Origin of the sequence: Methylobacterium sp. 275MFSha3.1 (genome assembly GCF_900108435.1) — a bacterium.
In the GTDB taxonomy this organism is placed as follows: Bacteria; Pseudomonadota; Alphaproteobacteria; order Rhizobiales; family Beijerinckiaceae; genus Methylobacterium.
The window spans coordinates 1-23,809 of the sequence record NZ_FNWP01000038.1 but is presented as its reverse complement, the minus strand read 5'-3'; the positions used below and the strand labels follow the sequence as shown (position 1 = coordinate 23,809).

The following is a 23,809-nucleotide window of genomic DNA, read 5'->3' as shown; positions in this document are numbered from 1 at the left end:
TGGAGCGACATACCGACGAGGAAGCCCGGCTACCGCCCGACTCGCTGTTGGAGTCGGAGTTTCCGGGCTGCGGTTGCAAGGCCTACCACCGAGCAAAGCAGGGTCGATACGGCCTAATGGACTGCGCAGCCAAGGAAACTTCGCATCGGCAGTACGTGTGCTCCGCTCGCCTTTTAATTGCGACGCGGGGTCGGAAGCTGTTCGGCGCAATATCAGCGACATTCGGCCTCGGCAACGAATTGGTTCCTCGGAAGCCATCCCTGGTCAATCTACTGACCGACCGAGGCCATGGTTGCCGGCAAGAAAACTGATGGTCCCGAAGCGACATACCCCCGCCGATTACAGAGCAGCATCAGCGAGGCATAGACATTTCAACGATGTGAAGCCCAGACAAGATTGAGTGAGGCGATCACTCAGCCCACCTGAACCGACGCCTCGTTCCGCAGCTCCACCGTTTTGCCCGATCGACCCGGCTGGGCCGAGTAGCCCTTTGCCGCCATCGATCCACATCGGCAGTCGAACCTGTTCGAAGGCTTCGTGGATGCCACTCAGATCCCCCCTTATGCTGTCAGAGGCAGACGGGTGCCTTGCAGGCGCGACCTACGATTGACTGCTTCGAAGGCCCCCATCCGGTCCCTCCCTTGCTGGCGTGGCCTCACCGAAAGCCGACGTTGCTTTCTACCGGGGTGGCATCGCGCGCACGGCCACGACCACCTGCACGGGGTCGAGTTCCAACGCGTCCGCAATCTCCAAAAACTCGACGAGGTCGATCCTCCGTCCGCCGCCCTCGATAGCTGCGACGACAGACTGATATCGACCAAGCCGCTCGGCGAGTTGGTGCTGGGTGAGGCCCGCTCGCTCTCGAGCCTCGACCAAAAGTTCGATCAGTCTTCGGTGACGTGCGGTTCTTAGGGTCTTGGGCATCGGCCCGTCGGCAGAATTTGGGAAGCCGACAGCCCAGCTAGACCAGATGGCGCATTATCAGAAAATCTGATTTTCTTCGTCGGCGGTGCCGACGGCAGTTCCGCCGGCGAAGTGTCGGGAGGCAGTGATGACCATATGGTTCACGGCAGATCACCATTTCGGCCACGCAAACATCATTCGTTTCTGCGGACGACCATTCGCGGATGCGGGAGAGATGGACGAAGCGATGGTGGAGCGTTGGAATTCCGTCGTGGGGATGCGTGACGAAGTCTGGCATCTCGGCGATTTCGCCCACCGCTGCGGGCCCAACCAGCAAGCAGAAATCTTTAGGCGACTGAGAGGCAGATCAATCCATCTTATCCGAGGCAATCATGATCGTAAAAACACCCTTTTGCTGCCATGGTCTTCGATCCAAGACTACGCCGAAATCCACATTTCTGGACAAATGCTCGTCATGTTCCACTATGCGCTGCGCGCTTGGAATAAATCGCATCGTGGATCTCTGTGCCTACATGGCCACAGCCATGGTCGCCTGCCGAACTTGCCGGGATCCTACGACGTCGGAGTGGATGCCTGGGATTTCAAACCTGCGTCTCTCGACGAAATCGTGGTGAAATCAAACGCAGATACAAGCTAGTGCAGATCCGACGAAACACCCCAATTCGTCTCGAATAAATAAATCATCTATAGCAAAAATATCCAAGATAAATAATGAAAAATATTTGTCAATCAGACACATATCATCGATTCTTCATAATTGGAGAGATTTTCCTCAATTTTATACCGCGCTACAACAGTATTATGGAATATAGAATTGATCGGCGAAGGCTCGGGGCGTCAATCCGCCCAGGGCCGTGCCGGTCTGGGTTAACATACCGAGAACGACGCTGTCCCTTCCCAACTTCACGATCTCGGAGATGATGTTGGTGTCGAACAGGAATTGCTCTTTGTCTACCGCCTCAATAGGAAGCTCGTGGACGGGGGACACTCAATCCTGCGCCGAGACGGATGACTTATCCTTGAAGGCCGCCAGCAGCTCGTCTTGGTCATAGACTCGATTTCGAGACTTCCGTTCGGCAATCTGCAGGTGCGCACGTTGGTGCCGGAAAGCTCGGACCCTCGAGAGATGCGAAGCGCCTGATTGCCGCCATTCCGGAGCAGTCTCGCGGTTATGCCATCCTTGCGATCCATGGACACGTCCCAGGCCTATGCCATCAGCCGATGCTCAGGGTTAGGGGAGGATAAGTGAAGCCCCCTACCCTGTTGCATGCACGCGCGACATAACGAGAGCCGAATGCCCCAGGCTGCTTCCGTCCAGTCTACCGCCAGTCGCGTAATAAGCTTGGCGGCGGTCATCGAGGTGTACGGCGAAGCCAGAAGATTGCTCGGCCGGCTCACCATCCTTCGAAGCCATCATGTCCGCCGTCAGCACTCCTGAGACAGATTGAGGGCCTTCACGAACGGAGGATGGCTGGTTCATCGTAGCCCCCAGGAGCGAAGATGAAACAGACGTCCGGGCCGGCACGAAGGCCGGCAGAAGCCGTGATCAAGGATATCCGTCGAGCCACACGCCGGCAGTTCTCGGCCGAAGAGAAGATCCGCATCGTGCTGGAAGGCCTGCGTGGTGAGGACAGCATCGCCGAGCTGTGCCGGCGCGAGGGCATCGCCAGTTCGATGTACTACGGCTGGTCCAAGGAGTTCTTGGAAGCCGGCAAGAAGCGGCTGGCCGGTGACACGGCTCGGGCCGCGACCACCGACGAGGTCAAGGACCTGCGCCGTGAGGCAGGCGCGCTGAAGGAGGTCGTGGCCGACCTCGTCCTGGAGAACCGCCTGCTCAAAAAAAGCATGAGCGAGGCTGGGGGCGACGAGGCATGAGGTACCCGGCCTCCGAGAAGCTGGAGATCATCCGGCTGGCCGAGCAGTCCCACCTGCCGGTGCGCGCCACCCTGGACAAGCTCGACATCACCCGCTCGACGTTCTACCGCTGGTACGACGCCTACAGCCGCGGCGGCCCAGAAGCTCTGGCCGACCGCCCCTCGCGGCCCAGCCGGGTGTGGAACCGTCTGCCGACCGAGGTCCGCGATCAGATCGTCGCTCTCGCGCTGGAGGAGCCGGAACTCAGCCCGCGCGAGCTGGCGGTGCGCTTCACCGACGAGCGGCGCTACTTCGTCTCCGAGGCGACCGTCTACCGTCTGCTCAAAGCTCATGACCTGATCACCAGCCCGGCCTACATCGTCGTCAAGGCCGCCGACGAGTTCTGCGACAAGACCACCGCGCCAAACCAGCTTTGGCAGACGGACTTCACTTACCTGAAGGTGGTGGGCTGGGGCTGGTACTACCTGTCGACGGTGCTCGATGACTTCTCGCGCTACATCGTGGCGTGGAAGCTGTGCACGACGATGCAGGCCAGTGACGTCATCGCCACGCTCGACTTGGCGCTGACCGCCGCTGGCCTCGATCAGGTGCAGGTCGTGCATCGCCCGAGGCTGCTGACCGACAACGGGTCGAGCTACGTCGCGACCGATCTGGCCGACTGGCTCGGCAGCCGCGGGATGACACACATCCGCGGCGCGCCTCGTCATCCTCAGACCCAGGGCAAGATCGAGCGCTGGCACCAGACGCTCAAGAACCGCATCCTGCTCGAACACGCCTACCAGCCCGGCGAACTGGAGGCGCGTGTGACCGCCTTCGTCGAGCACTACAACCATCTCCGGGCTCACGAGAGCCTCGACAACCTCATCCCTGCCGACGTCTACTTCGGCCGCGGCGAGGACATCTTGCGCGAGCGCGCACGGATCAAGCGTCAGACCCTCGCCGATCGCCGCTTGCGCCATCACGCACAGGCTGCCTAACCTCTCCCAGATGGACCAGAGCCTCCGTTCCTGAGCGCCCCAAACCGTCTCAAATCATTTGACGACAGACAAACGGCATCATGCTGATCGACGTCGCGCTGGAAGGGCAGCGCGCGCGCGGGCTGACGGCCGAGCAGGCCGCCCACGAGGCCTGCCTGCTGCGGTTCCGGCCGATCCTGATGACGACCTTGTGCGCGCTGTTCGGCGGCCTCCCGCTGATGCTCGGCACCGGCACAGGCTCGGAACTCCGGCAGCCGCTGGGCTACGCCATCGTCGGCGGGCTGCTCGTGTCGCAGGTGCTGACGCTGTTCACGACGCCGGTGGTCTACATCTACATGGACAAGCTCTCACAAGTCTTCTCGGGACAATCCGCGGGCTACGCGTCCCGGAGGCCACCGGCCGCGCAAGAGCCGGCCTGAGATGGCGGATCGCTCCGACGGACGCGATGCGCGCAGGTCGCCCGCGCGGCCAGGCGGCAGGCCCAGTGCGACCGTGTCGGGTCCTGCGCGACAGATGTCCGCTCCTCAGACCGGCCCATTTACGGCTGAACGACCGGGATGGGCGCGAAGCCGAACGGCCGGTTTTGCACGCATTATCGACTCGGCATGACGTCGTCTGGCCGTGAGCGGAATGGCTACTTCGGAGAAAAACTGACAGGAAAGCAGCCCGCCGATGCGCCTAAATGCAATCCGCAGGCGGCATGATTGACACGTGAGCTGACACCACCTTCCAACCGCTGTCGGTTAGGCGCATCCAAGTCTGACTTTGACGCCCGATGCCGGCCTTGCCGCGCGGCTTGAATTCCAGATTGACCGTTGCGAAGTCGTTCCCAAGCGTGAGAATCTCTAGCCGGATTCGCGTCTCCTCGGCCCCGCCCGGCGGCGGATCGGCTGCAACGCGTGCGGCGTGGACTTCGGCAAAGCCGTAGCAGTTCTCATGGAGGGCGTAGCGGATCGTATGAGGACTGTCCCAGAAGGTCGCGTCGAGCACGGCGACGTCCTTCTCGACGAGCGCCCGCTCGTAGCGCTCGAACAGGGCGGTAATCTCGGCCACGACCTCGGGGCGGTTCACAGTCACATCCATTCAGGCCTCCAGGGCGACCGCGATGCGGATCAGGTCGAGGTCGGCTCCTCGCGCACCGAGGATCGACAGGCCGATCGGAGCGCCGTCGACTTGTGCGCCCGGCAGATTGACCTGCGGGACGCCGGTGAGGCCGCCGTGGCTCGTCAGGCAGGCGATGCGCTCGCGCAGGGGATGCAGCGCGCCGAGCGGCAGCCCGCGCAGGGGTGCCGGGAACGGGGTGGTCGGGAGGCACAGGATGGTGCCGGGCAGCAGAAGCTGGGCGAGACGTGCCCGAGCCTCGATCCGCATCAGGCCCGCGGCGCTGCGCTCGGCGTCCATCATCATCGAGCCCTGGATCAGCGATCGGGCGACCGAGAAGGCCATTCGTGGATTGCAGGCATCGAGCCAGGGTTCGAAGGTCTGCCACGCCTCGCTGCTCTGGAGGACGCGCTGCGCCCGCTGCCAGACGGACAAGCCCTGCGGCGCCATGGTCACGTCGCGCCGGTTGCCGATCAGGGCGGCCAAGCGGTCGATCTGCGGAGCCAGCGCCTCCTGCACGGCGGCATCGGCGAAGCCGAGCGCGTCTGCGGCCACGAGCAGCGTGTGGGGCGGGCGGTCCGGCATGGCTTGGCCAAACAGGACCTCGCCGACCCGCGCGAAGGTCGCCGCATCCCGGGCGAACCAGCCGCAGGTATCCGAGCTCGGCGCCTGGACGCAGATCCCGGAAAAGTCGATGCGGCCGTGCGTCGGCCGGATGCCGTAGAGGCCGCAGAAGCTCGCCGGCACGCGCACGGACCCGCCGGTATCCGTGCCAAGGGCGAAGTCGCAGGTGCCCGCGGCCACCGCGGAGGCCGAGCCGCTGGACGAGCCGCCGGGCACCCGATCGGGCGCTGCGGGATTGAGCGGCGTGCCGTCGTGGGCGTTCTCGCCGAGAATTCCCAGTGAGACTTCGTCGGTGACCGTCTTGCCGACGACCGAGGCGCCCGCATCGAGCAGCGTCTGCACCACGCCGGCATGGCGGGCCGGCGTCGGGTAGATGCGCGGCCAGTCCGGGTTTCCGCCCCCCGTGGGAGTGTCCGCGACGTCGATCAGGTCCTTGACGGCGAAGGTGAGGCCGGCGAGCGGCCCCGTCGCGGATCCGGCGACGCGCACGCGCGGCCCGGGCAGGAACGGGTCCGTCGAGAGGGGCTGTGCGGCTGTCATGCGGGGATCGGTTCCTGCCATTGGGCGCCGGGCACGGCGGCGAATAGCGCCTTCGTGTAGGGATGCTTCGGCGCGAAGAAGATCTCGGAGGTCGGCGCGACCTCAACCACCTGCCCGGACCGCATCACGGCGATGCGGTCGCAGACCTGCAGCGCGACCCGGAGATCGTGGGTCACGAACAGCATGCTGAGGTGCAGCCGCGCCTTGATGTCGGCGAGCAGCGCCAGGACCTGCGCCTGCACGGAGACGTCCAGGGCCGAGACCGGCTCGTCGGCCACCAGGATCTCGGGCTTCATGGCGAGAGCCCGGGCGATGCCGATCCGCTGGCGCTGGCCGCCGCTGAATTCGTGCGGGTAGCGCTGCGCCGCCGCGGGATCGAGGCCGACCAGCGCCAGCATCTCGCAGGCCTGGACCCGCGCGATCCCGGGTTCGGTGCCGTGGATGATCGGCCCCTCGGCGACGATGTCGACCACGCGCTGGCGCGGATCGAGGGAGCCGTAGGGATCCTGGAACACCATCTGCACGCGCCGGCGGTGCGGGCGCATCTGACGGCGCGTCAGTTCGGCGACGCTGTGTCCGGCCAGCAGGATCTCGCCGCCATCGACGGGCATCAACCGAGTGATCGCCCGTGCGAGCGTGCTCTTGCCCGAGCCACTCTCGCCGACGAGGCCCAGGGTCTCGCCCCGCCTCAGCAAAACGTCCACGCCGTCGAGGGCTCGGGTGATGCGGCCGCCGAACAGGCCGCGGGCACCGTAGGTCTTCTCGACCTGTCTCGCCTCCACCACCAGGGGGGCGGTGCTGGCGGCACGCCGCGGCGGCGGCACGAGCTTCGGCACGGCGGCGATGAGGGCGCGCGTGTAGGGGTGCTTCGGCGCCCCAAGGACCGAAGCTGCGGGCCCCTGCTCGACCAGGACGCCCTTCTGCAAGACCGCGACCGTGTCGGCGATATCGGCCACGACGCCGAAATCGTGCGTGATGAACAGGACGCTCGTGCCGTGCTCGCGCTGCAGCTCGCGGATCAGGTGGAGGATTTGCGCCTGCGTGGTGACGTCGAGCGCCGTGGTCGGCTCGTCGGCGATGAGCAGCCGCGGATTCAGCGCCAGCGCCATGGCGATCATCGCCCGCTGGCGCTGGCCGCCCGAGAGCTGGTGCGGGTAGGAGCGCAGCAGCCGGCCCGGATCCGGGAGGTGGACGCTCGCGAGGAGCGCGAGGATGCGCGCCCGGCGGTCGGCGCGCCCGAGCGGGGTGTGGATGCGCAGGACCTCGTCGATCTGCCGCCCGATCGTGTGGAGCGGGTTCAAGGCCGTCATCGGCTCCTGGAAGATCATCGCGATCCGCGCACCCCGGACCTTGCGCATCTGACGCGGGGTGATCGCCGCGAGATCCGCGCCCTCGAACTGGATGCGTCCGCCCGCGACGCGCACGCGCGGTCCCGGGAGCAGCCCGAGGATCGCGCGCGCCACCATCGACTTGCCCGATCCGCTCTCGCCGATCAGGCATGTGACCGCGCCGGGCCGCAGGACGAGATCCAGATCGGCGACGGCATTGGGCCGATCCGCGCCGGGCGGCAGCGTGATCGTGAGCTTCTCGATCTCGAGGACGGCGTCGCTCATCGCTCTCGGAGCCTCGGGTTCAGGACCTCGTTCAGGCCGTCCCCGACGAGGTTGATCGCGAGGACGGTCAGCAGGATCGCCAGCCCGGGGAAGGTGCAGATCCACCATGCCGACCGGAGGACCGCGCGGCCCGAGCTGATGATCAGGCCCCAGCTCATCACGTTGGGATCGCTCAAGCTCAGGAAGGCGAGCCCCGCCTCGATCAGGACCGCGGTGCCGATCAGGAGTGTGCCGACCGCGATGATCGCCGCGGTGCAGTTCGGCAGCATGTGGCGGAAGATGATCCGCGTGTCGCCCGCCCCCAGGCCGTCGCAGGCCAACACGAATTCGCGGCCGCCGAGCGCCACGAACTCGCCCCGCACGAGCCGGGCGATGCCCGGCCAGGAGACGGCCACGATGGCCACGACCTCGCTGAACAGCGACGGCGACAGGATGGCCACGATCAGGATCGCCAGCACGAAGGCGGGGATCGTCTGAAAGAACTCCGTGAGCCGCATCAGCGCGATCTCGACGCCGCCCCGGTAGTAGCCGGCGAGACCGCCGATCAGGGTCCCGAGCAGGATCGCCGCCCCGGTGGCGCTGAGGCCGATGATCAGGGAGGTGCGGGCGCCGTACGCGATCTCGGCGGCCACGTCCCGGCCCAGCGTGTCGGTGCCGAGCAGAAACTGTCCGCCTGGCGGCTGGAGGGCCGGGCCGACGAGCGCGAACGGATCGCCGGGATAGAGGAGCGGCGTGAGCGCCACGAGGACGACCAGCCCGAAGAGTACCGCCGCCCCCGCGAGGGCGAGGCGGTTGCGCGCGAACCGCGCCAGGGCCGTACGCATCGCTAGAGCTCCAGCCGCGGATCGAGGCAGACGTAGACGAGGTCGACGGCGAGGTTGATCACGACCACGAGGCAGGCCGAGACGAAGAAGATGCCGAGGAGCAGGTTGAGGTCGCGCGACTGGAGCGCGTTGAAGGCCAGCGTGCCGACCCCCGGCCAGCCGAACACCGTCTCGACCACGATCGAGCCGCCGATCAGGTTGCCGGCCTGCACGCCCGCCATGGTGACCACCGGCAGCAGCGCGTTCCGCAGGACGTGCCCGGTCATCACCCGCGCCTCGGTCTGGCCCTTGGCGCGGGCGGTCGTGACGTAGTCCATGCCGACCTGTTCCAGCACGGAGGCGCGCATCACCCGGGCGTAGACCGCTAGGTAGAACAGGGCGAGCGCCACCGCCGGCATGACGAGGTGACGGCCGACATCCCAGACCTCGTCCCAGCCATCGTTGTCGGCGCCGACCGTGTCGTAGCCGCTGGTCGGCAGCCAGCCGAGCCGGATGGCGAAGACCACGATCATCATCAGCCCGAGCCAGAAGCCCGGGGTCGCATAGGCCACGAGGCTGACAAGGGAGATGACCGCGTCGCGCCAAGAATTGCGCCCGGTCGCCGCCACGAGGCCCAGCAGCGTGCCGATCAGCAACGCGGCCGCGAAGGCGGTGAGCATCAGCAGCCCGGTGGGCCAGAGCCGGTCAACGATCAGGCTCCCCACCGGGCTGTCGTTGCGGAACGAGTAGCCGAGATCGAGGTGGAGCATGTTCAGCAGGTAGACGCCGAACTGCGTGGCGAGCGGCTGATCGAGGCCGAACTTGTGGCGCAGCTGCTCCATGTATTCGGGACTCGCCGCGCCGCTCTCGCCCGCCAGCACCGAGGCCGCATCGCCGGGGGCGAGGTGGATCAGGAAGAAGTTGAGCACGACGATGCCGAGCACCACCGGGATCGCCAGCAGCAGCCGGTAACCGAGGAAACGGGCGAGCCGCACGGGACTACGTGTCCATCCAGGCCCGCTCGAAGGCTTGCTGGGTTCCGAGGGGGCCGGTCGTGTGATCCTTGAGGCGCCGGTTGAAGACGCTGACGTATTGCACGTCGATGAGCCAGATCATCGGGCTGTCCTCCGCCAGGATCTGCTGGACCTTCTTGTAGAGCGCGGCGCGCTTCTCCGGATCCGGCTCGCGCGCGCCCTCGCCGAGCATGCGGTCGACCTCGGGATTGCTGTAGAAGGTGTCGTTGACGAAGGTCACGCCCTTGCGGATCTGGCTGGTGAGGAACTGCTTGTTCAGCCCGTAGACCGGGTCGACGCCCTGGCTGAGGAACGGCTCGTTCAGGTCGTAATCGTAGTTCGTATAGACGCGCCGCAGCCAGGTCGCGGTGTCCTCCGAGCGGAGCGTCACGGCGATGCCGACGACGGCGAGCGCCTGCTTCAGGTACTCGGCCTGCCGCAGCCACTGCTCGCCGAAGGAATTGACCTCCAGGTGCAGGGCGAAGCGGGTCCCGTCCGCGCCGCGCAGGGCGCCGGCCTCGTCGAGCAGCTTGTTGGCGATGTCCAGCCGGTCCGGCACATCGTACTGGCGGACGTCGTCGGTGTAGAGGCCGGCGGTCTTGAACTTGCGGCTGAGCGGGCCTGTGGCGGGCAGGCCGTAGCCGAACATCACGTCCTTGAGGATGACCTTGCGGTCGATGGCGTAGGCGATCGCCTGGCGCACGTCCTTTTTCTGGAGATGCGGGTGACGGCCGTTCAGCTCCAGAACGCTCTGGGCCGGCGTCATCTCGTAGCCCTTGGTCGTCAGATCGAGGATCGGGTTGGTCTTCATCCGCGCGAGGTCGGCGTAGTTCACCGCGCTGTACCCGGCGAAATGCGCCTCCCCCGCCTCCATGGCGGCCGAGCGGGTGGCGGCGTCCGGGATGAATCGGGCGACGATCCGGTTGAGGTACGGCAGGCCCGGCTTCCAGTACTTTTCGTTGCGATCGAGGCGCACGAACTGGCCGCGCTCCCAGCTCGTGAACTTGAACGGACCGGTGCCGATCGGCTTGTTGGCGCTGGGGTTTTGGAGGACGTCCGTGCCCTCGAACACCGAGCGGCACAGGATCGGCAGGTCCCGCCCGGAGAGCGCCTTCATGATGTAGGGCGCCGGATTAGCCAGCCGCAGCACCGCGGTCATCGGGTCCGGCGTGTCGACGGCCACCAGCTCGGCCAGCATGACCGGCGCGATCGGATTGTACTTCTTCAGGATCTCCATGAAGGAATACTGCACGTCGGCGCTGGTGAACGGCTTGCCGTTGTGGAAGGTCACGCCGTCCTGGAGCTTGAACGTGATGGTCTTGCCGTCGGGCGCGACCTCCCACGACTTCGCGAGGTTCGGCTGCGGGTTCTGATCCCAATCGTAGGTGCACAGCCCCTCATAGACCTGCGTGGCGATCGGCGGGATGTTGCCCGCCGACACCGCGTAATGGGCCAGGGTCGAGGGCTCCGGATGGACGATCATCACCATCGTGCCCCCGCGTTTCGGCTCGGCGGCGCGCGCGCTGCTCGCCGCGACCGCGAGGCCGAGAGGAAGCGCGAGAACTGTGCGGCGGGAGAGATCAGTCGCGTCGAACGTTCGGGACAAGCTGGAGGACTCCTGAAGCATCCCCTCGATGAGCAACATGCATGCCATGCAGAGTTCTGACGGGCGGGTCATGACCTCATCAGATCACGGAGATATTTTGATAAATGCGACCTGTCGCCTTCGAGTGGTGGATAAATATTCTGCACATCTTTGCCATGGCCGGACGCGCTGCCGCGCGACCTTCGGGCCGAGCGGCGGGCCCGACGAACCGCGCGGCTCAGCCGGCTCGTCGGGCCCGCCATCGGTCGGCAGAGCGGCGGCTCAGGTCACTGGAAGGCCGCGAGGATCGCCTTCGGCACTTTGCATATGTACGTGTATTTCGGATTGACCATCTGCGTGCAGCGCGCCTCGGCGATCTGTGCGAGCAGCAGGTAGCCCTCCGGCTCGGGGATGTTCCACTCGTCCGCGAGCCAGTAGATCATGTCGGCGAAGGCGATGCGCATCGCGTCCTCGAGCGGGCGGGCGCAGCCGAGCGTGCAGATATGCGTGGGCGTCTCGATCCGTGGGTGGCCGAGCCGCGCCGGAGCGGGCACGAGGCTCACCCGCAGGGTGACGTTCGCGCCGATCTCGATCGCCCCCATCCCGACCGCTTCGCCGTCGCCCTGGAGCGCGTGACAATCGCCGATGAAGAAGTGCGCGCCGGGCTTCTCCACCCGCAGCATCACCGTGTTGCCGGTGGTGACCTCCTGAACGTCGAGATTGCCGCCGTGCGTGCCGTTGTCGACCGTCAGGACCGCACCGTGGACCGGCGCGACGCCGATGACGCCGGCCATCGGCTTCACCGGCAGCCGCAGCCGGTCGTTCCAGACCACATGACCGTCCTGCACATCGACGACCTTGGTGCGGATGCCCCATTCCTTGCGGCGCACCCAATCCGGGAACATGCCATGCCCGGGCCAGAGGGAGCTGTAGCCGCGCGGACCGAGTTCCATGTCGAGAATCTCGACCTTCAGCATGTCGCCCGGTTGCGCGCCCGCGACCTCGATCGGACCCGTCGCCCCATTCACGAACGGGAAGGTGACGTCGGCCTCGGTCAGGTTCTGCCCGAGCTCCTTGATGACCCCGTCGCCGATGTTGATCACGCACTCGACCGAGACGATCTCGCCCGGTGCGATCGTCGCGACGAAGGGCTCGTCGCCCGAGAGGGCGTACTTGATCGTTCCCTGCTTGCTGATGCGCTGTGTCACACGGGGCTCCTGGTGGCGTTGGTTGCGAGGGATGGCGTGGGTCAGAGATGATCCCGCCAGGGCATGAGGATCCGTTCAGCCCGACCGACCAGGAAGGTCAGGACGAGGGCCAGCGCGATCGTGCCGACCAGCGCGGCGAACACCTTCGGGATCGCGTAGAGGGAGCCCGCCTGGAAGATGGCGTGGCCCAGCCCCACGGACGACGACATGAACTCGCCGACGATGGCGCCGATCAGCGCGAAGCCGACGGTCAGCTTCAGGCCGGCGAAGATGTCGGCGAGGCTCGACGGCACGACGAGCTTGGCGAAGATCTGCGGCTTCCGCGCGCCGAGGGTCCGCAGGAGGTTGATCTGGTCCGGATCGACGCCGAGCGCGCCCTTGTAGGAGGTCACGAGGGCGACCACGACGACCGACAGCGTCGACATCGCGACCTTCGAGGCGAGGCCCGTCCCGAACCAGATGATGATGATCGGGGCGAGCGCGATGATCGGGATCGAGCCGATCGCGACGATGAAGGGCTGGACGACCCGCGAGACGAAGGTCGAGTACCAGAGCGACAGGCCAGCGAGCGTCCCCACGACGTTGCCGATCAGGAATCCAAGCCCCGTCTCAAGGGCCGTGACGCCCGCGTCGCGCAGGAGCGTGCCGTCGGCGAGACCCTGCCAGAGGAAGCGGCCGATCGCGGAGGGCGAACCGAACAGGAACGACGCTTGCGGGTTCAGGCGCGTCTGCCATTCCCAGGCCGACAGCAGGGCCGCAAGAAGCGCGATCTGCACGAGCAGGACGAGGACGCCCGCGCGCAGGCGCTCCTTGTCGCGCGGCGGGGCCTCGTGGCTCTCTCCGGCGATGGCTGCCGGTCCGGTCACGGCGTCCGACATGTCACGACCTCGCGGCAGCGCGGCGGATGCCACGCCCGGCACCGCCGAGCGTGGAGCGTGGGATATCGAGATCGGCCCAGATCTGGCGGACGTAATCGCCGAAACCAGCGCTCTCCCGGGCGCCGATCATGTCGTCGGGCGCGCAGTCGAGGTCGATCGTGTAGCTGGCTTTGACGGCGGTCGGCCGCCCGCTCAGCACGAGGACGCGGTCGGCGATCGAGACGGCCTCCTCGATGTCGTGCGTGATCAGGAGGGCGGACTTGGCCCCCTCGCGCACGAGCCGCACCGTGTCGGCCTCGATCAGCAGCTTCGTCTGGAAGTCGAGCGCCGCGAAGGGCTCGTCGAACAGCAGGACGTCCGGATCGTTGATCAGGGTGCGGGCGAGCGCCACGCGCTGGCGCATGCCGCCCGACAGGGTCGCGGGATAGGCCCCGGCGAACCCGTGCAGGCCGAGCTGGTCGAGGAGCGCCCGCGCCCGCTCGTCGGCCTGCCCGCGCGGCATCCCGCGCAGTTCGGTCCCGAGCTTCACGTTGTCGAGGGCCGTGCGCCAGGGCAGCAGCAGATCCTTCTGCAGCATGTAGCCGATCCCGCTCGGCGGCCGTCCGCGCCGGTCGAGGGGCACGCCGTTCCAGAGGATGCGGCCCGAATCCACCGGCGTCAGACCGCAGACGGCGTTGAGCAGCGTGGTCTTCCCGCAGCCCGAAGGCCCGACGATCGCCACGATCTCTCCGCGGGCGAGCGCGAAGGTGAGGTCGCCGACGACCGGCAGGAGGCGACCGCCCGTCCGATACGCCTTGGCGAGGTGCTCGACGGCAAGCGGAGGCGCGGGGTGGGTCGCGGCGTGCGGGGGGCCTTCGGACATGGGGGCGCCGGTCAACCGGCGCGCTTCGCGGCCTTGTCGGCAAAGGTATTGTCGACGACCTGATCGAAGGTGAGCGTGCCCTTGATGTTGCCGAGGTACTTCTGCATGCCCATCAGGCTTTCCCAGGCGTCCTTCTCGGTCACGACGGTTGAAGCCGGAATCTTGTATTTCAGCTCGGCCTCGATCGCCGCGTCCACGACCTCGCCCGGCAGATCCGGGAATTCCAGCCGCGCGACCTTCTTGGCGTAGTCGGGATCGCCGTAGGTCCTGCGCCCGGCCTCCTCGAAGGCCGTCACCAGAGCCTGCACGGTCTCGGGATCCTTCTGGATCGTGCCGGGCAGCACCATGATCCCGGTGTTGCAGAAGGGTCCGACGTAGTTCGAGAAATCGAACACGATCCTGGCGCCCTGCGCCACCGCCTGCGCCACGCCCGGCTGATAGGCGACCGCGATGTCGGCCGCACCCGCGAGCATGGCGGCGATCTCGGTTCCGGGGCTCACCGGCACGATCGTCGTGTCGGCGCCGAGCTTCATGCCGTTGCTCTCGAGGAGCCGCTTGGTGACGCTGAAGTTGGTGTTGGGCTCCGGCGAGGTGGCGATCCGCTTGCCCTTGAAGCCTTTCGGGTCGGTGAAGGGCTCGACAGTCTTCGAGACCGCGAAGTAGTGGGCCCGCTGAACGACGGTGCCGACGACCATCCCGGGGCCGCCGTTCTCGCGCGAGATCACCACCATCGTGGGATCGCCGATGGCGAAATCCGCCGAGCCGCCCAGCACGGCCGCGAAGGTCTGCGTGTCGCCGCCGGCGGCGCTCACCTGCATGGCGAGGCCGTTCTTCTCGAAGATCCCGGCGTGAATCCCGACATAGAGGTTGATGTAGCCGAGGTTATGCACGGCCTCGCTGAAGCGGACGGTCTTGAGGCCCGCGGCCCGTGCGACCAGCGGCGCACCGACCGCCAGACCAGCCATACCTTGCAGGAGCGAGCGCCGATGGAGCAGGGGCGACCTTGATGAGGGCATGCGAACTCCGCGAGCAGCGAGGAGGCGATCGGTCGAGGGCCGAACACGCGCAATCGCGCACGGACGAGATCGCACGATTTCAACCGCCGGCAACTATTCGAAGCAAGTTGGCTGCCAGACCGCGCGGTTGTTCGCCGATAAAGCGATCTTCGAGCTTAGATCTGCTCGGCATGCGCGGGATGCATCACGTCTGTCCGAGCGATGACGCAGATGAGGCGCCCGGCACGCCGCTCCGGCGCGTTCAACGTGCATGCGTGACGCGATCAGCGGTCGACGATGATGGGGTTCGACGCCGCCTCTCTGCGGATCGGGCTGCACCCGGCGTTCGGCATGCGGCGGACGTGCCGATGTCGAGCGCCCATGGGTCGTTCGTAATCTGCGCGCGCACTCACGGGTGACGCGATCCGCCCGTCAACATGCGCCGCGCAAGATTTTCGCCGATCATCACGCAGGTGAAGTGTAGGTTTGCGCGGCAATCGCTGGGCATGATGGAGGCGTCGCAAACCCGCAGCCCATCCATTCCGCGAACCTTGAGATCGGGGTCGACGACCCCGGACGCGTCCTGCCAGCCGGTCATGCGGCACGTGCCGGCGGCGTGCTGGATGTCCCCGGCCTCGGCGAGCATCAGGGCATCGAGTTCGTCATCCGGGAGGCGCGCGGCGTCGCCGATCGGAAGCGGGCTCTCGCCGAACCGGATCGCCGTTGCGAGATCGGCCAGGGCCGGATGCGCCGCCAAGCCCGCGAGGCGGCGCACCGCGTCGCGCATCCGCAGGCGATCCCGCGGGTCATCGAGCATATTCTCGTCGATGACCGGGTTGGCCTCCGGATCGGCCGCGGTGAGGTGCAGCGTCCCGCGCGAGAACGCGTCGTAGAGGCCGACGCCGACGGCGCCCTGCGGCGTCGGTTCCGGCCCGGTCAGGGTCCGGTGGTTGTAGGCGACGAAGATCATGTCGCGCTCCCCGCCGCCCGAGAGGCCGCTCGAATAGGTGACGCAGCAATTGGTGTGGCGCGCATCCGGACCGAGGGCTCGGTGTTCCGGCTTCAGATCCATCGTCGCCCGCAGGATCGGATGGTCCATGAAGTTGCGGCCGACCGCCTCGTGCGCCTGCCGGACGGGGATGCCGAGGGCGCGCAGCGGCTCGGCCGGGCCGATCCCGGAGCGCATCAGGATCGCCGGGCTGTGGACGGCGCCGGCGCACAGAACGATCTCGCGGCCCTGGATCTCGGTCCAGGGTTCCGCACCGAAGCGCACGCGCAGGCCGGTTGCCCGTCGTCCCGCGAACAGGACGCGATCGACCAGGGCCTCGCAGCGGATCTCAAGATTCGGCCGGTCGCGCGCCGGTTCCAGGTAGCCGTCATTGGTGGTGACGCGGTGACCGTCGCGGCTGTTGATCGGGTTGCACGAGACTCCCTCGCCCGTCGGCGCATTGAGGTCCGCCTTCCAGGGATGGCCGGCCGCGAGGGCGGCCGCGCGAAGCCCCAGATCCACCGCGCCCCAGGCCTCCGGCTTCGCGCGGTGGACCGGGAGCGGACCGCCGCGCCGGGCGCCGTCTTCGGTGCCGAAATCGGCATCGTCCTCGATCCGGTCGAAGAGCGGCAGCACATCCGAGGCCGACCAGCCGGTGCAGCCCTGCTCCGCCCAGGCGTCGAAGGCGGCGGGCACGCCGCGGATCGCGATCTGCGCGTTGACCGTCGAACTGCCGCCGAGCGCGCGACCGCGCCAGTAGAAGCGGGGCTCCTGCACGCGGGTCCGCCGGCTCATCAGCCCCGGCCACTGCCAGTCCGCCTGATGGGCCAGGTCATACATGAACGGGATGATGTTGGCCGAGCGCAGCGCCGGCGGCGCATCGGCGGAGCGCCAGTCGCGCCCGGCTTCCAGCAGGAGCACCCGACGGTGCGGATCCTCCGAAAGGCGGGCCGCCAAAGCTGCTCCGGCGGAGCCGGCACCGACCACGATGACGTCGTACGGGGCTGCGCTCATGGCTTCGCGACGTTCCAGAACAGCGGGATGGCGGAGGGGATCAGACCGGTGAGCGACCTCCGATAGGCCGCGGGCTGCGCGAACTGGCCGAACGGGACGACCAGCCCTTCGCCGTAGACGATGGTCTGGATCTCGCCGGCGATGACGCGCCGTTTGTCCGGATCCGGCTCACGGGCGAAGCGGTCGAACAGGGCGACCATGCGCGGGTCGCACATGAAGCCGGAACTCGCCGCGTCCTTGCAGTTGAAGTTGATTGCGGAATTCGTCAGCGGCGAGCTGAGATCGAGACCAAGTGCGTGGATGCCGAAGAGGCTCCAGCCGGCCTTCTTGGTGCGCCGGGCGAGCAGGGCTGCCCAATCCATGACCTGCAGGTCGACGGTGAAGCCGGCCTGCTTCAGCCGGTCGGCCAGGATGGTCGAGGACACGCGCGCCGCCTCGAGATCGTTAGCCACCATCACGGTCACCGGTTCGCCCTTGTAGGCGGTCGCCTTCAGAGCAGCCCGGGCCGCCGCCACCGAGGGGTCGTGCAGGAGGTCCGTCCCGACATGCGTCTCGTAGGGCGAGCCGCAGATGAAGAAGGCGTCGCAGGTCTGCGAGAAGCGCGGATCGAGGCCGAACCCGTCCAGAACCTCGCGCTGATCGACGAGGCGCAGCAGCACGCGCCGGATCGCCGGGTCGTCGAAGGGCTTGGACGCCGTGTTAATGCGATAGTGGCCCGTGAACCTGTGCGGGCCGGTGAAGTTCATCACCGCCAAGCTCGTGTTGGCCTCGATCTGACCGATCAGGTCGAAGGGCGCGTACTGCATGTAGTCGATCTCGCCCGTGCCGAGGGCGCCCGTCGCCGTCGCACCGTCGGGGATAACGCGGATGTCGAGGGCGTCGACCTTCACGACCTTGCCGCCGGCCAGGAAGTCGGCCGGCTCGGGACGCGGCCGGTAATCGGGATTCCGGCGCAGCAGCATGTGGTCGCCGGGGATGTGGGCGGTGCGGTCGTAGACGAACGGACCGGATCCCACGACCTCCGTGAGCTGCGTCGTGGGTGGGGTGGCGGCGAGGCGGGCCGGCATGATGAACGGTGTGGGGCTCGACGTGGTGCCGAGCGTGTCGAGGACGAGACCGTAGGGCTCCCGCAGCGTCAGCACGAAGGTCCGGTCGTCCACAGGCTCCAGGGAGGAGGTCACATCCATGAGCCGGCCGCCCAGCGCACTGCGCGCCGCCCAACGCCGCAGCGAGGCGACGCAATCGGCGGCCCGGACCGGCGCGCCATCGTGGAAGCGCAGCCCTTCGCGCAGGGTGAAGCGCCAGGTCAGCCGGTCGTCCGACACCGACCACGTGTCGACCATCTGCGGCCGGAACACGCCCGTCGCGTCCGGCGCGAACAGCGTGTCGTAGATCATGTAGCCGAAGGTCCGCGTGATGTAGGCCGTGGTGAAGTAGGGATCGAGGGTGACGATCTCGGCCTCCAGCACCGCCTTCACCGTCGTTTCCGCGCGGCCGGAAGCCGGCGCAAGCAGCGCCGCGGCCATGAGTAGGCCGGAAAACCAAGATCGTCGCATTTTGCATTCACCCTTTGCCGGAGCGGCATAGGCAAGCTGGATACCAAGCCGGGCGCGCGTAACGGCCCATCATCGGCGGCTTCGGCATGGACGATGCAGAGTCCGTGCGCCTTCGAAGTGCTCACACGGGTTCAGAAACGCATGGCCTCCGCGAGCGGACGGGTTCTTACAGGTGCCGAGGTGAAGGCGCTGTCGCAGCGCTCGGACTGGCGCGGCGCCATCCGCCTCGGCGCACATCTCCTGATGCTGGCCGGGGCCGGCTGGCTGGTCTGGCGCTCGGGGCCCTGGACGCTGCTGCCCGCCATGCTGCTGCTGGGCATCGTGCAATCGGCCCTGTTCGCGCCCATCCACGAGACCGTCCACCTGACCGCCTTCCGCGCGCGCCGGGCCAACGCGGTCGTCGGCTGGCTGGCCGCCTGCCCGTCGCTGCTGAACTGGCACTTCTACACGGCGTTCCACCTCGCCCATCACCGTCACACCCAGGATCCCGAGCGGGATCCGGAACTCGCGCTGATGCCGCCCTCGACCCTGGACGCCTATCTCTGGCGCGTCCTGGCCCTGCCCTACTGGCGCACCCGCCTCCAGGTGGCCTGGGCGGGCCTGCGTGGCGATCTGTCGGCCTACCCGTTCATCACCGATCGCGCGGCGCCCCGCATCATCCGCTCGATCCGCTTGATGTGCGCGGTCCTGCTCGCCGGCGCGGCCCTCGCCATCGGTCTGATCGGCTGGTGGGCGCCCCTGGTCTACTGGATCGGGCCGCAGCTCCTCGGGCAACCGTTTCTAAGGCTTTATCTGCTCACGGAGCACACGCTCTGCACGATGGACGACAACGGCCTGACCAACACGCGCACGACCTTGACCAACGGCCTCATGCGGCTCCTCATGTGGAACATGCCTTTCCACACCGAGCACCACCTCTACCCATCGATCCCGTTCCACCTCCTGCCGGATGCCCACGCGGCGCTGCGCGCGCGGCTCGGCGTGCTGCAGCGGGGCTATGCCCGCTGGCATGTCGGCTTCGTGCGGACGTTGCGCCCGTGAGCGGCTGGGCGACGGCCACCGGAATCTTCGAACTCGGCGACCTGACGCTTCAGTCGGGCGCGGTGATGCCGGGCGCGCAGCTGCGCTGGAAGACGCACGGCACCCTGTCGCCCGGGCGCGACAATGTCGTGCTCTACCCGACGAGTTACGGGGCGCAGCATCCGGATCTCGAATGGCTGATCGGCCCCGACGGGGTGCTCGATCCCGGCCGCTGGTTCATCGTCATCCCGGACATGTTCGGCAACGGCCTGTCGTCGAGCCCATCGAACACACCGGTCTGGCCCGGCCTCGTCACCGCTTGGGACAACGTCCACGCGCAGCGCCGTCTGCTCGCCGAGGTGTGGGGGATCGAGCGCCTGCACGCCGTCTACGGCTGGTCCATGGGGGCGCAGCAGGCCTATCACTGGGCGGCCCTGTTTCCCGGGCAGGTCGGCCGCGCGGTGATCAATTGTGGCAGCGCGCGGACCGCCACCCACAACCGCGTGTTCCTGAAAGGCCTCATGGCGGTGCTGGAGGCGGCGCCGGAGCATCGCGGCGCGGGCCGCTTCTCGGCCGAGCCGATTGCCGCCCTCCAGGCCTTCGGGCGCATCTATGCGGGCTGGGCGCTCAGCCAGGACTTCTACCGGGCGGATCTGCACCGGACCGCGCTGGGCGCCCCGGATCTCGACACCTTCCTGCGCACCGACTGGGAGGAGCGCTTCGCCCGCCGTCCCGCGGCCGATCTCTATGCGCAGCTCTGCACCTGGGAGGCGGGCGACATCAGCCGCGACCCGCGCTACGGTGGTGACCTCACCCGGGCGCTCAACGCGATCACGGCCCGGCTGCTGCTGATGCCGGGGGAGACCGATCTCTACTTCCGCGTCGCCGACAACGCCGCCGAGCTGCCGCACCTGCACGACGTCGTCCTGCAGCCGATCCCGAGCATCTGGGGCCATCGCGCCGGCAACCCGTCGACCAACCCGGCCGATGCCGCCTTCCTGCGCGATACCGTGCGGGCGTTCCTCGCCTCGGCTGAAACCGGCGCGCCCTGAGCATCGCGCCTTCGCCTTTGCGGAAAACCCAGCCGGGGCGTGCGCGTTGAGCGGGCAGGCGCCCCGCGCGCCGTGCGATCGTACAGAGGACCCAATGGAATACAGGCAATTCGGACGCTCAGGCCTCACCGTGCCGGTGTTGAGCTTCGGCACCGGCACGTTCGGGGGGACGAACGAATTCTTCCAGCGCTGGGGGCACCGGGCGGGATAAAGCAGCGCGTCGCCAGCGCCCGGGTGATCGCTGGCGAGGCTGAGGTGGTGCTGACGGACGAGATCTTCGGGGCGCTCGACCCCAAGACGCGAGCGCCCGCAAGACGAGCCGCTCCATCGCTGGTCTCGCACCGGGCTGACGATCCTGTCGGCAGCCACGCCGTCGAGGAGGCGATCTTCTTGGCCGGCCGCGGCGTGATGATGTCGCCCGGCCCCGGCCGGACCGAGGCGATCCATCCGCTGGACCAGCCCCAGTGGCGCGATGTGGCGAGCTTGGCCGTCAGCGACTTGCGCCGGATGGGCACGACCTCCGACGCGTCCCGCCGACCCGACCGGACGACTGCCCCTACGCCCTGGCGGAGGCCCGCATCGTCCCGGACTGCTCCGGGTGGCCGGTGACGACGGGCGCGTGATCGAGAGGGAGGTCCAGGCTCTGCCGCCGGCCGCCATTCCAGAACCGCTCGCGATCGGCACTCTCTGGCTCTTCGACGGAGCTGCGCCGAAGGTCTTCGCGGTGGAGGTGCCCGTCGCCGGGGCGGTCGACATCACGCGATGCCGCGGCTGGCGCCGCAACATAGCCAGCCGTGCCGCGACATCACTGATTTGGCGATGTCGAAACACATGACTTCCAGGGTCGACAATGTCCGTCCGTGAGGCGTCCGCACGTATCCGGTAACGTCCGCTTACGAGGCGTTGTCACGGCCGGCTCGATGACCGCAATGGGCGCGAAGCCGAACGTCCGGTTCTGCGCGCGTTGACGATCCGGCATGATGCAGTCTGGCCGAAACCGGTCCGTCTGCTTCGGAGCAGCTCCACCGCAAAAGCTAACGGCCACTTACCCACCCAAACCGAGCAGGACACTCGGTAGGGTACCTTCAATCTGACAACGCCCGCGGCCGCCAGCAGGTGCCTGCTACCGGATACTCACATCGCTAGTCCCTAAGCTCGCCCCGTACTCGCGGCGATCACCGGCTATTTTTACCGAACAAAGAGTGTGCGGGTGGCGTTGATGTACGGCCCCAAACTCGGGACCATTGAGGAAACGCCTATGCGCACGAAGATGTACGGCCTTGCTGCCGCGCTTGCCATTGCTCTGACCGGAACAGCCTATGCCCAGCAGCCAGCCGGCGGCGGTAGCGCTACGGGCAACATGAATAACCCGGGTTCTGTGAAGAGCGAAGGGCAAAAGGCGGCCGAAGAGACGACAGGTACCAGCACACGCTCACCCGCAGCTGGCGCCGCAGCTGTGCCCGGAACCGGCACCGCGCGTCCTGACGTCGGTGCTGGCGGGAGCACCACCGCACCTGCGCGGTAAAGACCGCGAGATTACCCGCACCACATACTCTGTAAGTTTACGGCAGAGCCGCTTCGAAGGCGGCCCTGCTGTCGCCGCGGATCATGCAGCGGTTGCAGGCATAACTGCAGCCGCTTGGGCCTGCTGCCGACCCAACAAAGCCGTTCCCGGCGCGTCGCGCTCTGCCTGAAAGCATCCAATCAATACGTGCTAAAACTCAGGACGCATCACAAGTGCCATCGCCGTGCGCTGCCTGATAATCGCGAGGCGACAAGCCAAAGCGTCTCCTAAAACTCCGATTGAACGTAGGTACATCAGTGAAGCCGCACGCATAGGCAACTGTAGAGATTTTCATCCTCTCATTCCCAGGCGCCGCCAAGGACCGCTGCACCAAATCAAGACGCGCATCGCGGATTACTGCTGCGATGCCGCCGGTTTCTACAAGAGCTCGATACAACGATGTTCGAGAGACCCCGAGAGCGATGGAAATAGCAGCTGGGTCTAGTTCGGGATCTCGAAGGTGGCGGATGATATACGCTTGGGTCAGCGAGGCAATTGTTGCGTGCTGGAGAGGTCTCTCCCGTGAAGATGCGGAAGCATCAATGGCGCGGCCTATCAGGTGCAAGGTTCCTTCGAGCGCGGCCTGCGCTTCACATTCTGTCATCCAGCCCAGCGACGACGCCAGTCTTTGAAAATTCGCCCGGGCTTCAGCTGTCGTAGGATGCTCGCTGATGGAGTGGCCTGCCAACGCGTCGACGCTGCCGACTAGGTCGCGGACTCATTAAGCTCGCAGCCAGACCCGCACGGCTGCGAGCTTGACGCTGGCGAGGAAGTTGTCGGGATCCTTGTCGTAGCGCGTGGCGACGGCGCGGAAGTGCTTGATCTTGCTGAAGAAGCGCTCGACCAGATTGCGGTACTTGTACAGGAACGGGCTGAAGGCCAACACCTTCTTGCGGTTGGGCATCGGCCTGACGTTCGCCCACGCGCCCTGCTCAGCCATCCGAGCGCGTAACGCGTCGCTGTCGTACGCTCGGTCGCCCAGCAGGATCTGGCCCGTGCCCAGACCGCCCAGCATGTCGGCCGCCGCGCGCCCATCGTGCGCTTGACCCGCGGTGATCTTGAGCGCCACCGGACGGCCCTCGGCATCCACCAGCGCGTGGATCTTGCTCGTCAGGCCGCCGCGCGAGCGACCCATGCCACCGGATCGGCCATCTTTTTTTGGGTGCAGGCGGCATGCTGGTGAACCCGCACGCTGGTGGCGTCGATCATCTGCAGGTCGCCGTCGTAAGCCTTTGACACCGCGTCCAGAAGCCGATCCCAGATGCCACGCTTGCGCCAGCGCCGAAAACGGTTGCCGCAGGTCGTATGTGGGCCGTAGCGCACCGGGATGTCGGCCCAGGGCGCGCCCGTGCGCAGCCGCCAGAAGATCCCGTTGAGCACCCGCCGGTCATCCACGCGCTCCTTGCCGCGCACGTCCGTCGGCAACAACGGCTCGATCACCGCCCACTCCGCATCCGTCAAATCAAACCGCGCCATCAAGGCCCTCCTGCTCAGAGGGCTAACGACGCCGCGGTTCAACCGTGCCAGCCGTTATGGGTTCGCGACCTAGGTAGGGAACTCATACAACCAACTGCTGTTGCTCGTGTTTTCTTCCTGAGATTGGGGTTTCCAGCGCAG

The 23,809-nt window shown here is 66.9% G+C and carries 20 protein-coding genes and 1 pseudogene; 6 read left to right on the top strand and 15 right to left on the bottom strand.

What is annotated here, in order from left to right:
• Positions 1 to 678: 678 nt before the first annotated feature.
• Positions 679 to 924, bottom strand: coding sequence for a helix-turn-helix domain-containing protein (locus BLW78_RS28320; protein ID WP_091683480.1), 246 nt, complete (start codon positions 922 to 924; stop codon positions 679 to 681).
• A 127-nt stretch (positions 925 to 1,051) separates the two neighbouring features.
• Between BLW78_RS28320 and BLW78_RS28315 the strand changes: the two genes are divergently transcribed.
• Positions 1,052 to 1,561 carry a metallophosphoesterase family protein gene (locus BLW78_RS28315; RefSeq protein ID WP_091683478.1) on the top strand — a complete coding sequence of 170 codons (510 nt, stop codon included), beginning with the start codon at positions 1,052 to 1,054 and terminating at the stop codon, positions 1,559 to 1,561.
• A gap of 162 nt (positions 1,562 to 1,723) precedes the next feature.
• On the opposite strand, the gene BLW78_RS28310 is transcribed toward BLW78_RS28315, so the two are convergent.
• The gene (locus tag BLW78_RS28310; RefSeq protein ID WP_091683476.1) at positions 1,724 to 1,912 is read right to left on the bottom strand and encodes a hypothetical protein; all 189 of its coding nucleotides are present in this window, start codon (positions 1,910 to 1,912) and stop codon (positions 1,724 to 1,726) included.
• 512 nt (positions 1,913 to 2,424) lie between these two features.
• Between BLW78_RS28310 and BLW78_RS28305 the strand changes: the two genes are divergently transcribed.
• Together BLW78_RS28305 and BLW78_RS28300 are read left to right on the top strand one after the other, a co-directional pair.
• Positions 2,425 to 3,776 (top strand): IS3 family transposase gene (locus BLW78_RS28305; protein WP_091683474.1). Its coding sequence is split into 2 segments (ribosomal slippage): positions 2,425 to 2,760 and positions 2,763 to 3,776, totalling 1,350 coding nucleotides; the frame shifts between segments, so codons are not numbered across the junction.
• A 65-nt stretch (positions 3,777 to 3,841) separates the two neighbouring features.
• Positions 3,842 to 4,195, top strand: a pseudogene (locus BLW78_RS28300) (efflux RND transporter permease subunit); the annotation flags it as partial.
• 259 nt (positions 4,196 to 4,454) lie between these two features.
• On the opposite strand, the gene hpxZ reads toward BLW78_RS28300, so the two are convergent.
• From hpxZ to BLW78_RS28240, 12 genes are all read right to left on the bottom strand, one after another.
• Positions 4,455 to 4,859, bottom strand: coding sequence for an oxalurate catabolism protein HpxZ (gene hpxZ, locus BLW78_RS28295; protein WP_244527092.1), 405 nt, complete (start codon positions 4,857 to 4,859; stop codon positions 4,455 to 4,457).
• Positions 4,860 to 6,041 (bottom strand): amidase, encoded by a 1,182-nt coding sequence (locus tag BLW78_RS28290; RefSeq protein ID WP_091683472.1) that lies wholly within the window; start codon positions 6,039 to 6,041, stop codon positions 4,860 to 4,862.
• Positions 6,038 to 7,654, bottom strand: coding sequence for an ABC transporter ATP-binding protein (locus BLW78_RS28285; protein WP_091683470.1), 1,617 nt, complete (start codon positions 7,652 to 7,654; stop codon positions 6,038 to 6,040). Before BLW78_RS28285 ends, BLW78_RS28290 begins: the two co-directional genes overlap by 4 nt.
• Complete coding sequence (locus tag BLW78_RS28280) at positions 7,651 to 8,478, bottom strand: ABC transporter permease (protein WP_091683468.1); 828 nt, start codon at positions 8,476 to 8,478, stop codon at positions 7,651 to 7,653. Before BLW78_RS28280 ends, BLW78_RS28285 begins: the two co-directional genes overlap by 4 nt.
• A 2-nt stretch (positions 8,479 to 8,480) precedes the next feature.
• Positions 8,481 to 9,452, bottom strand: coding sequence for an ABC transporter permease (locus BLW78_RS28275; RefSeq protein ID WP_091683466.1), 972 nt, complete (start codon positions 9,450 to 9,452; stop codon positions 8,481 to 8,483).
• Between the two features lie 4 nt (positions 9,453 to 9,456).
• Complete coding sequence (locus BLW78_RS28270) at positions 9,457 to 11,076, bottom strand: ABC transporter substrate-binding protein (protein WP_165923228.1); 1,620 nt, start codon at positions 11,074 to 11,076, stop codon at positions 9,457 to 9,459.
• Between the two features lie 266 nt (positions 11,077 to 11,342).
• Positions 11,343 to 12,263 carry an acetamidase/formamidase family protein gene (locus BLW78_RS28265; protein WP_091683462.1) on the bottom strand — a complete coding sequence of 307 codons (921 nt, stop codon included), beginning with the start codon at positions 12,261 to 12,263 and terminating at the stop codon, positions 11,343 to 11,345.
• Between the two features lie 41 nt (positions 12,264 to 12,304).
• Positions 12,305 to 13,141 carry an ABC transporter permease gene (locus BLW78_RS28260; RefSeq protein ID WP_091683460.1) on the bottom strand — a complete coding sequence of 279 codons (837 nt, stop codon included), beginning with the start codon at positions 13,139 to 13,141 and terminating at the stop codon, positions 12,305 to 12,307.
• A 1-nt stretch (position 13,142) separates the two neighbouring features.
• Complete coding sequence (locus BLW78_RS28255) at positions 13,143 to 14,003, bottom strand: ABC transporter ATP-binding protein (protein WP_091683458.1); 861 nt, start codon at positions 14,001 to 14,003, stop codon at positions 13,143 to 13,145.
• A gap of 11 nt (positions 14,004 to 14,014) precedes the next feature.
• Positions 14,015 to 15,019, bottom strand: coding sequence for an ABC transporter substrate-binding protein (locus BLW78_RS28250; protein ID WP_091683456.1), 1,005 nt, complete (start codon positions 15,017 to 15,019; stop codon positions 14,015 to 14,017).
• 388 nt (positions 15,020 to 15,407) lie between these two features.
• A complete protein-coding gene (locus BLW78_RS28245) occupies positions 15,408 to 17,000 on the bottom strand; it encodes a GMC family oxidoreductase (protein WP_091683454.1) in 1,593 nt (530 codons plus the stop codon).
• Complete coding sequence (locus BLW78_RS28240) at positions 16,997 to 18,478, bottom strand: ABC transporter substrate-binding protein (protein ID WP_244527091.1); 1,482 nt, start codon at positions 18,476 to 18,478, stop codon at positions 16,997 to 16,999. The genes BLW78_RS28245 and BLW78_RS28240 overlap by 4 nt, the downstream gene beginning before the upstream one ends.
• A 258-nt stretch (positions 18,479 to 18,736) precedes the next feature.
• Here BLW78_RS28240 and BLW78_RS28235 point away from each other — a divergent pair, with 258 nt between their 5' ends.
• The 3 genes from BLW78_RS28235 (at position 18,737) to BLW78_RS31120 (ending at position 21,463) form a co-directional block, all read left to right on the top strand.
• Positions 18,737 to 19,597 carry a fatty acid desaturase gene (locus BLW78_RS28235; RefSeq protein ID WP_170855271.1) on the top strand — a complete coding sequence of 287 codons (861 nt, stop codon included), beginning with the start codon at positions 18,737 to 18,739 and terminating at the stop codon, positions 19,595 to 19,597.
• A complete protein-coding gene (locus BLW78_RS28230) occupies positions 19,594 to 20,628 on the top strand; it encodes an alpha/beta fold hydrolase (RefSeq protein WP_091683448.1) in 1,035 nt (344 codons plus the stop codon). Before BLW78_RS28235 ends, BLW78_RS28230 begins: the two co-directional genes overlap by 4 nt.
• 598 nt (positions 20,629 to 21,226) lie before the next feature.
• Positions 21,227 to 21,463 (top strand): allophanate hydrolase-related protein, encoded by a 237-nt coding sequence (locus BLW78_RS31120; RefSeq protein ID WP_139307766.1) that lies wholly within the window; start codon positions 21,227 to 21,229, stop codon positions 21,461 to 21,463.
• Between the two features lie 1,450 nt (positions 21,464 to 22,913).
• Here the strand turns inward: BLW78_RS31120 and BLW78_RS28210 are convergent.
• Positions 22,914 to 23,668 (bottom strand): IS5 family transposase gene (locus tag BLW78_RS28210; RefSeq protein ID WP_210186891.1). Its coding sequence is split into 2 segments (ribosomal slippage): positions 22,914 to 23,344 and positions 23,344 to 23,668, totalling 756 coding nucleotides; the frame shifts between segments, so codons are not numbered across the junction.
• Positions 23,669 to 23,809 lie beyond the last annotated feature (141 nt).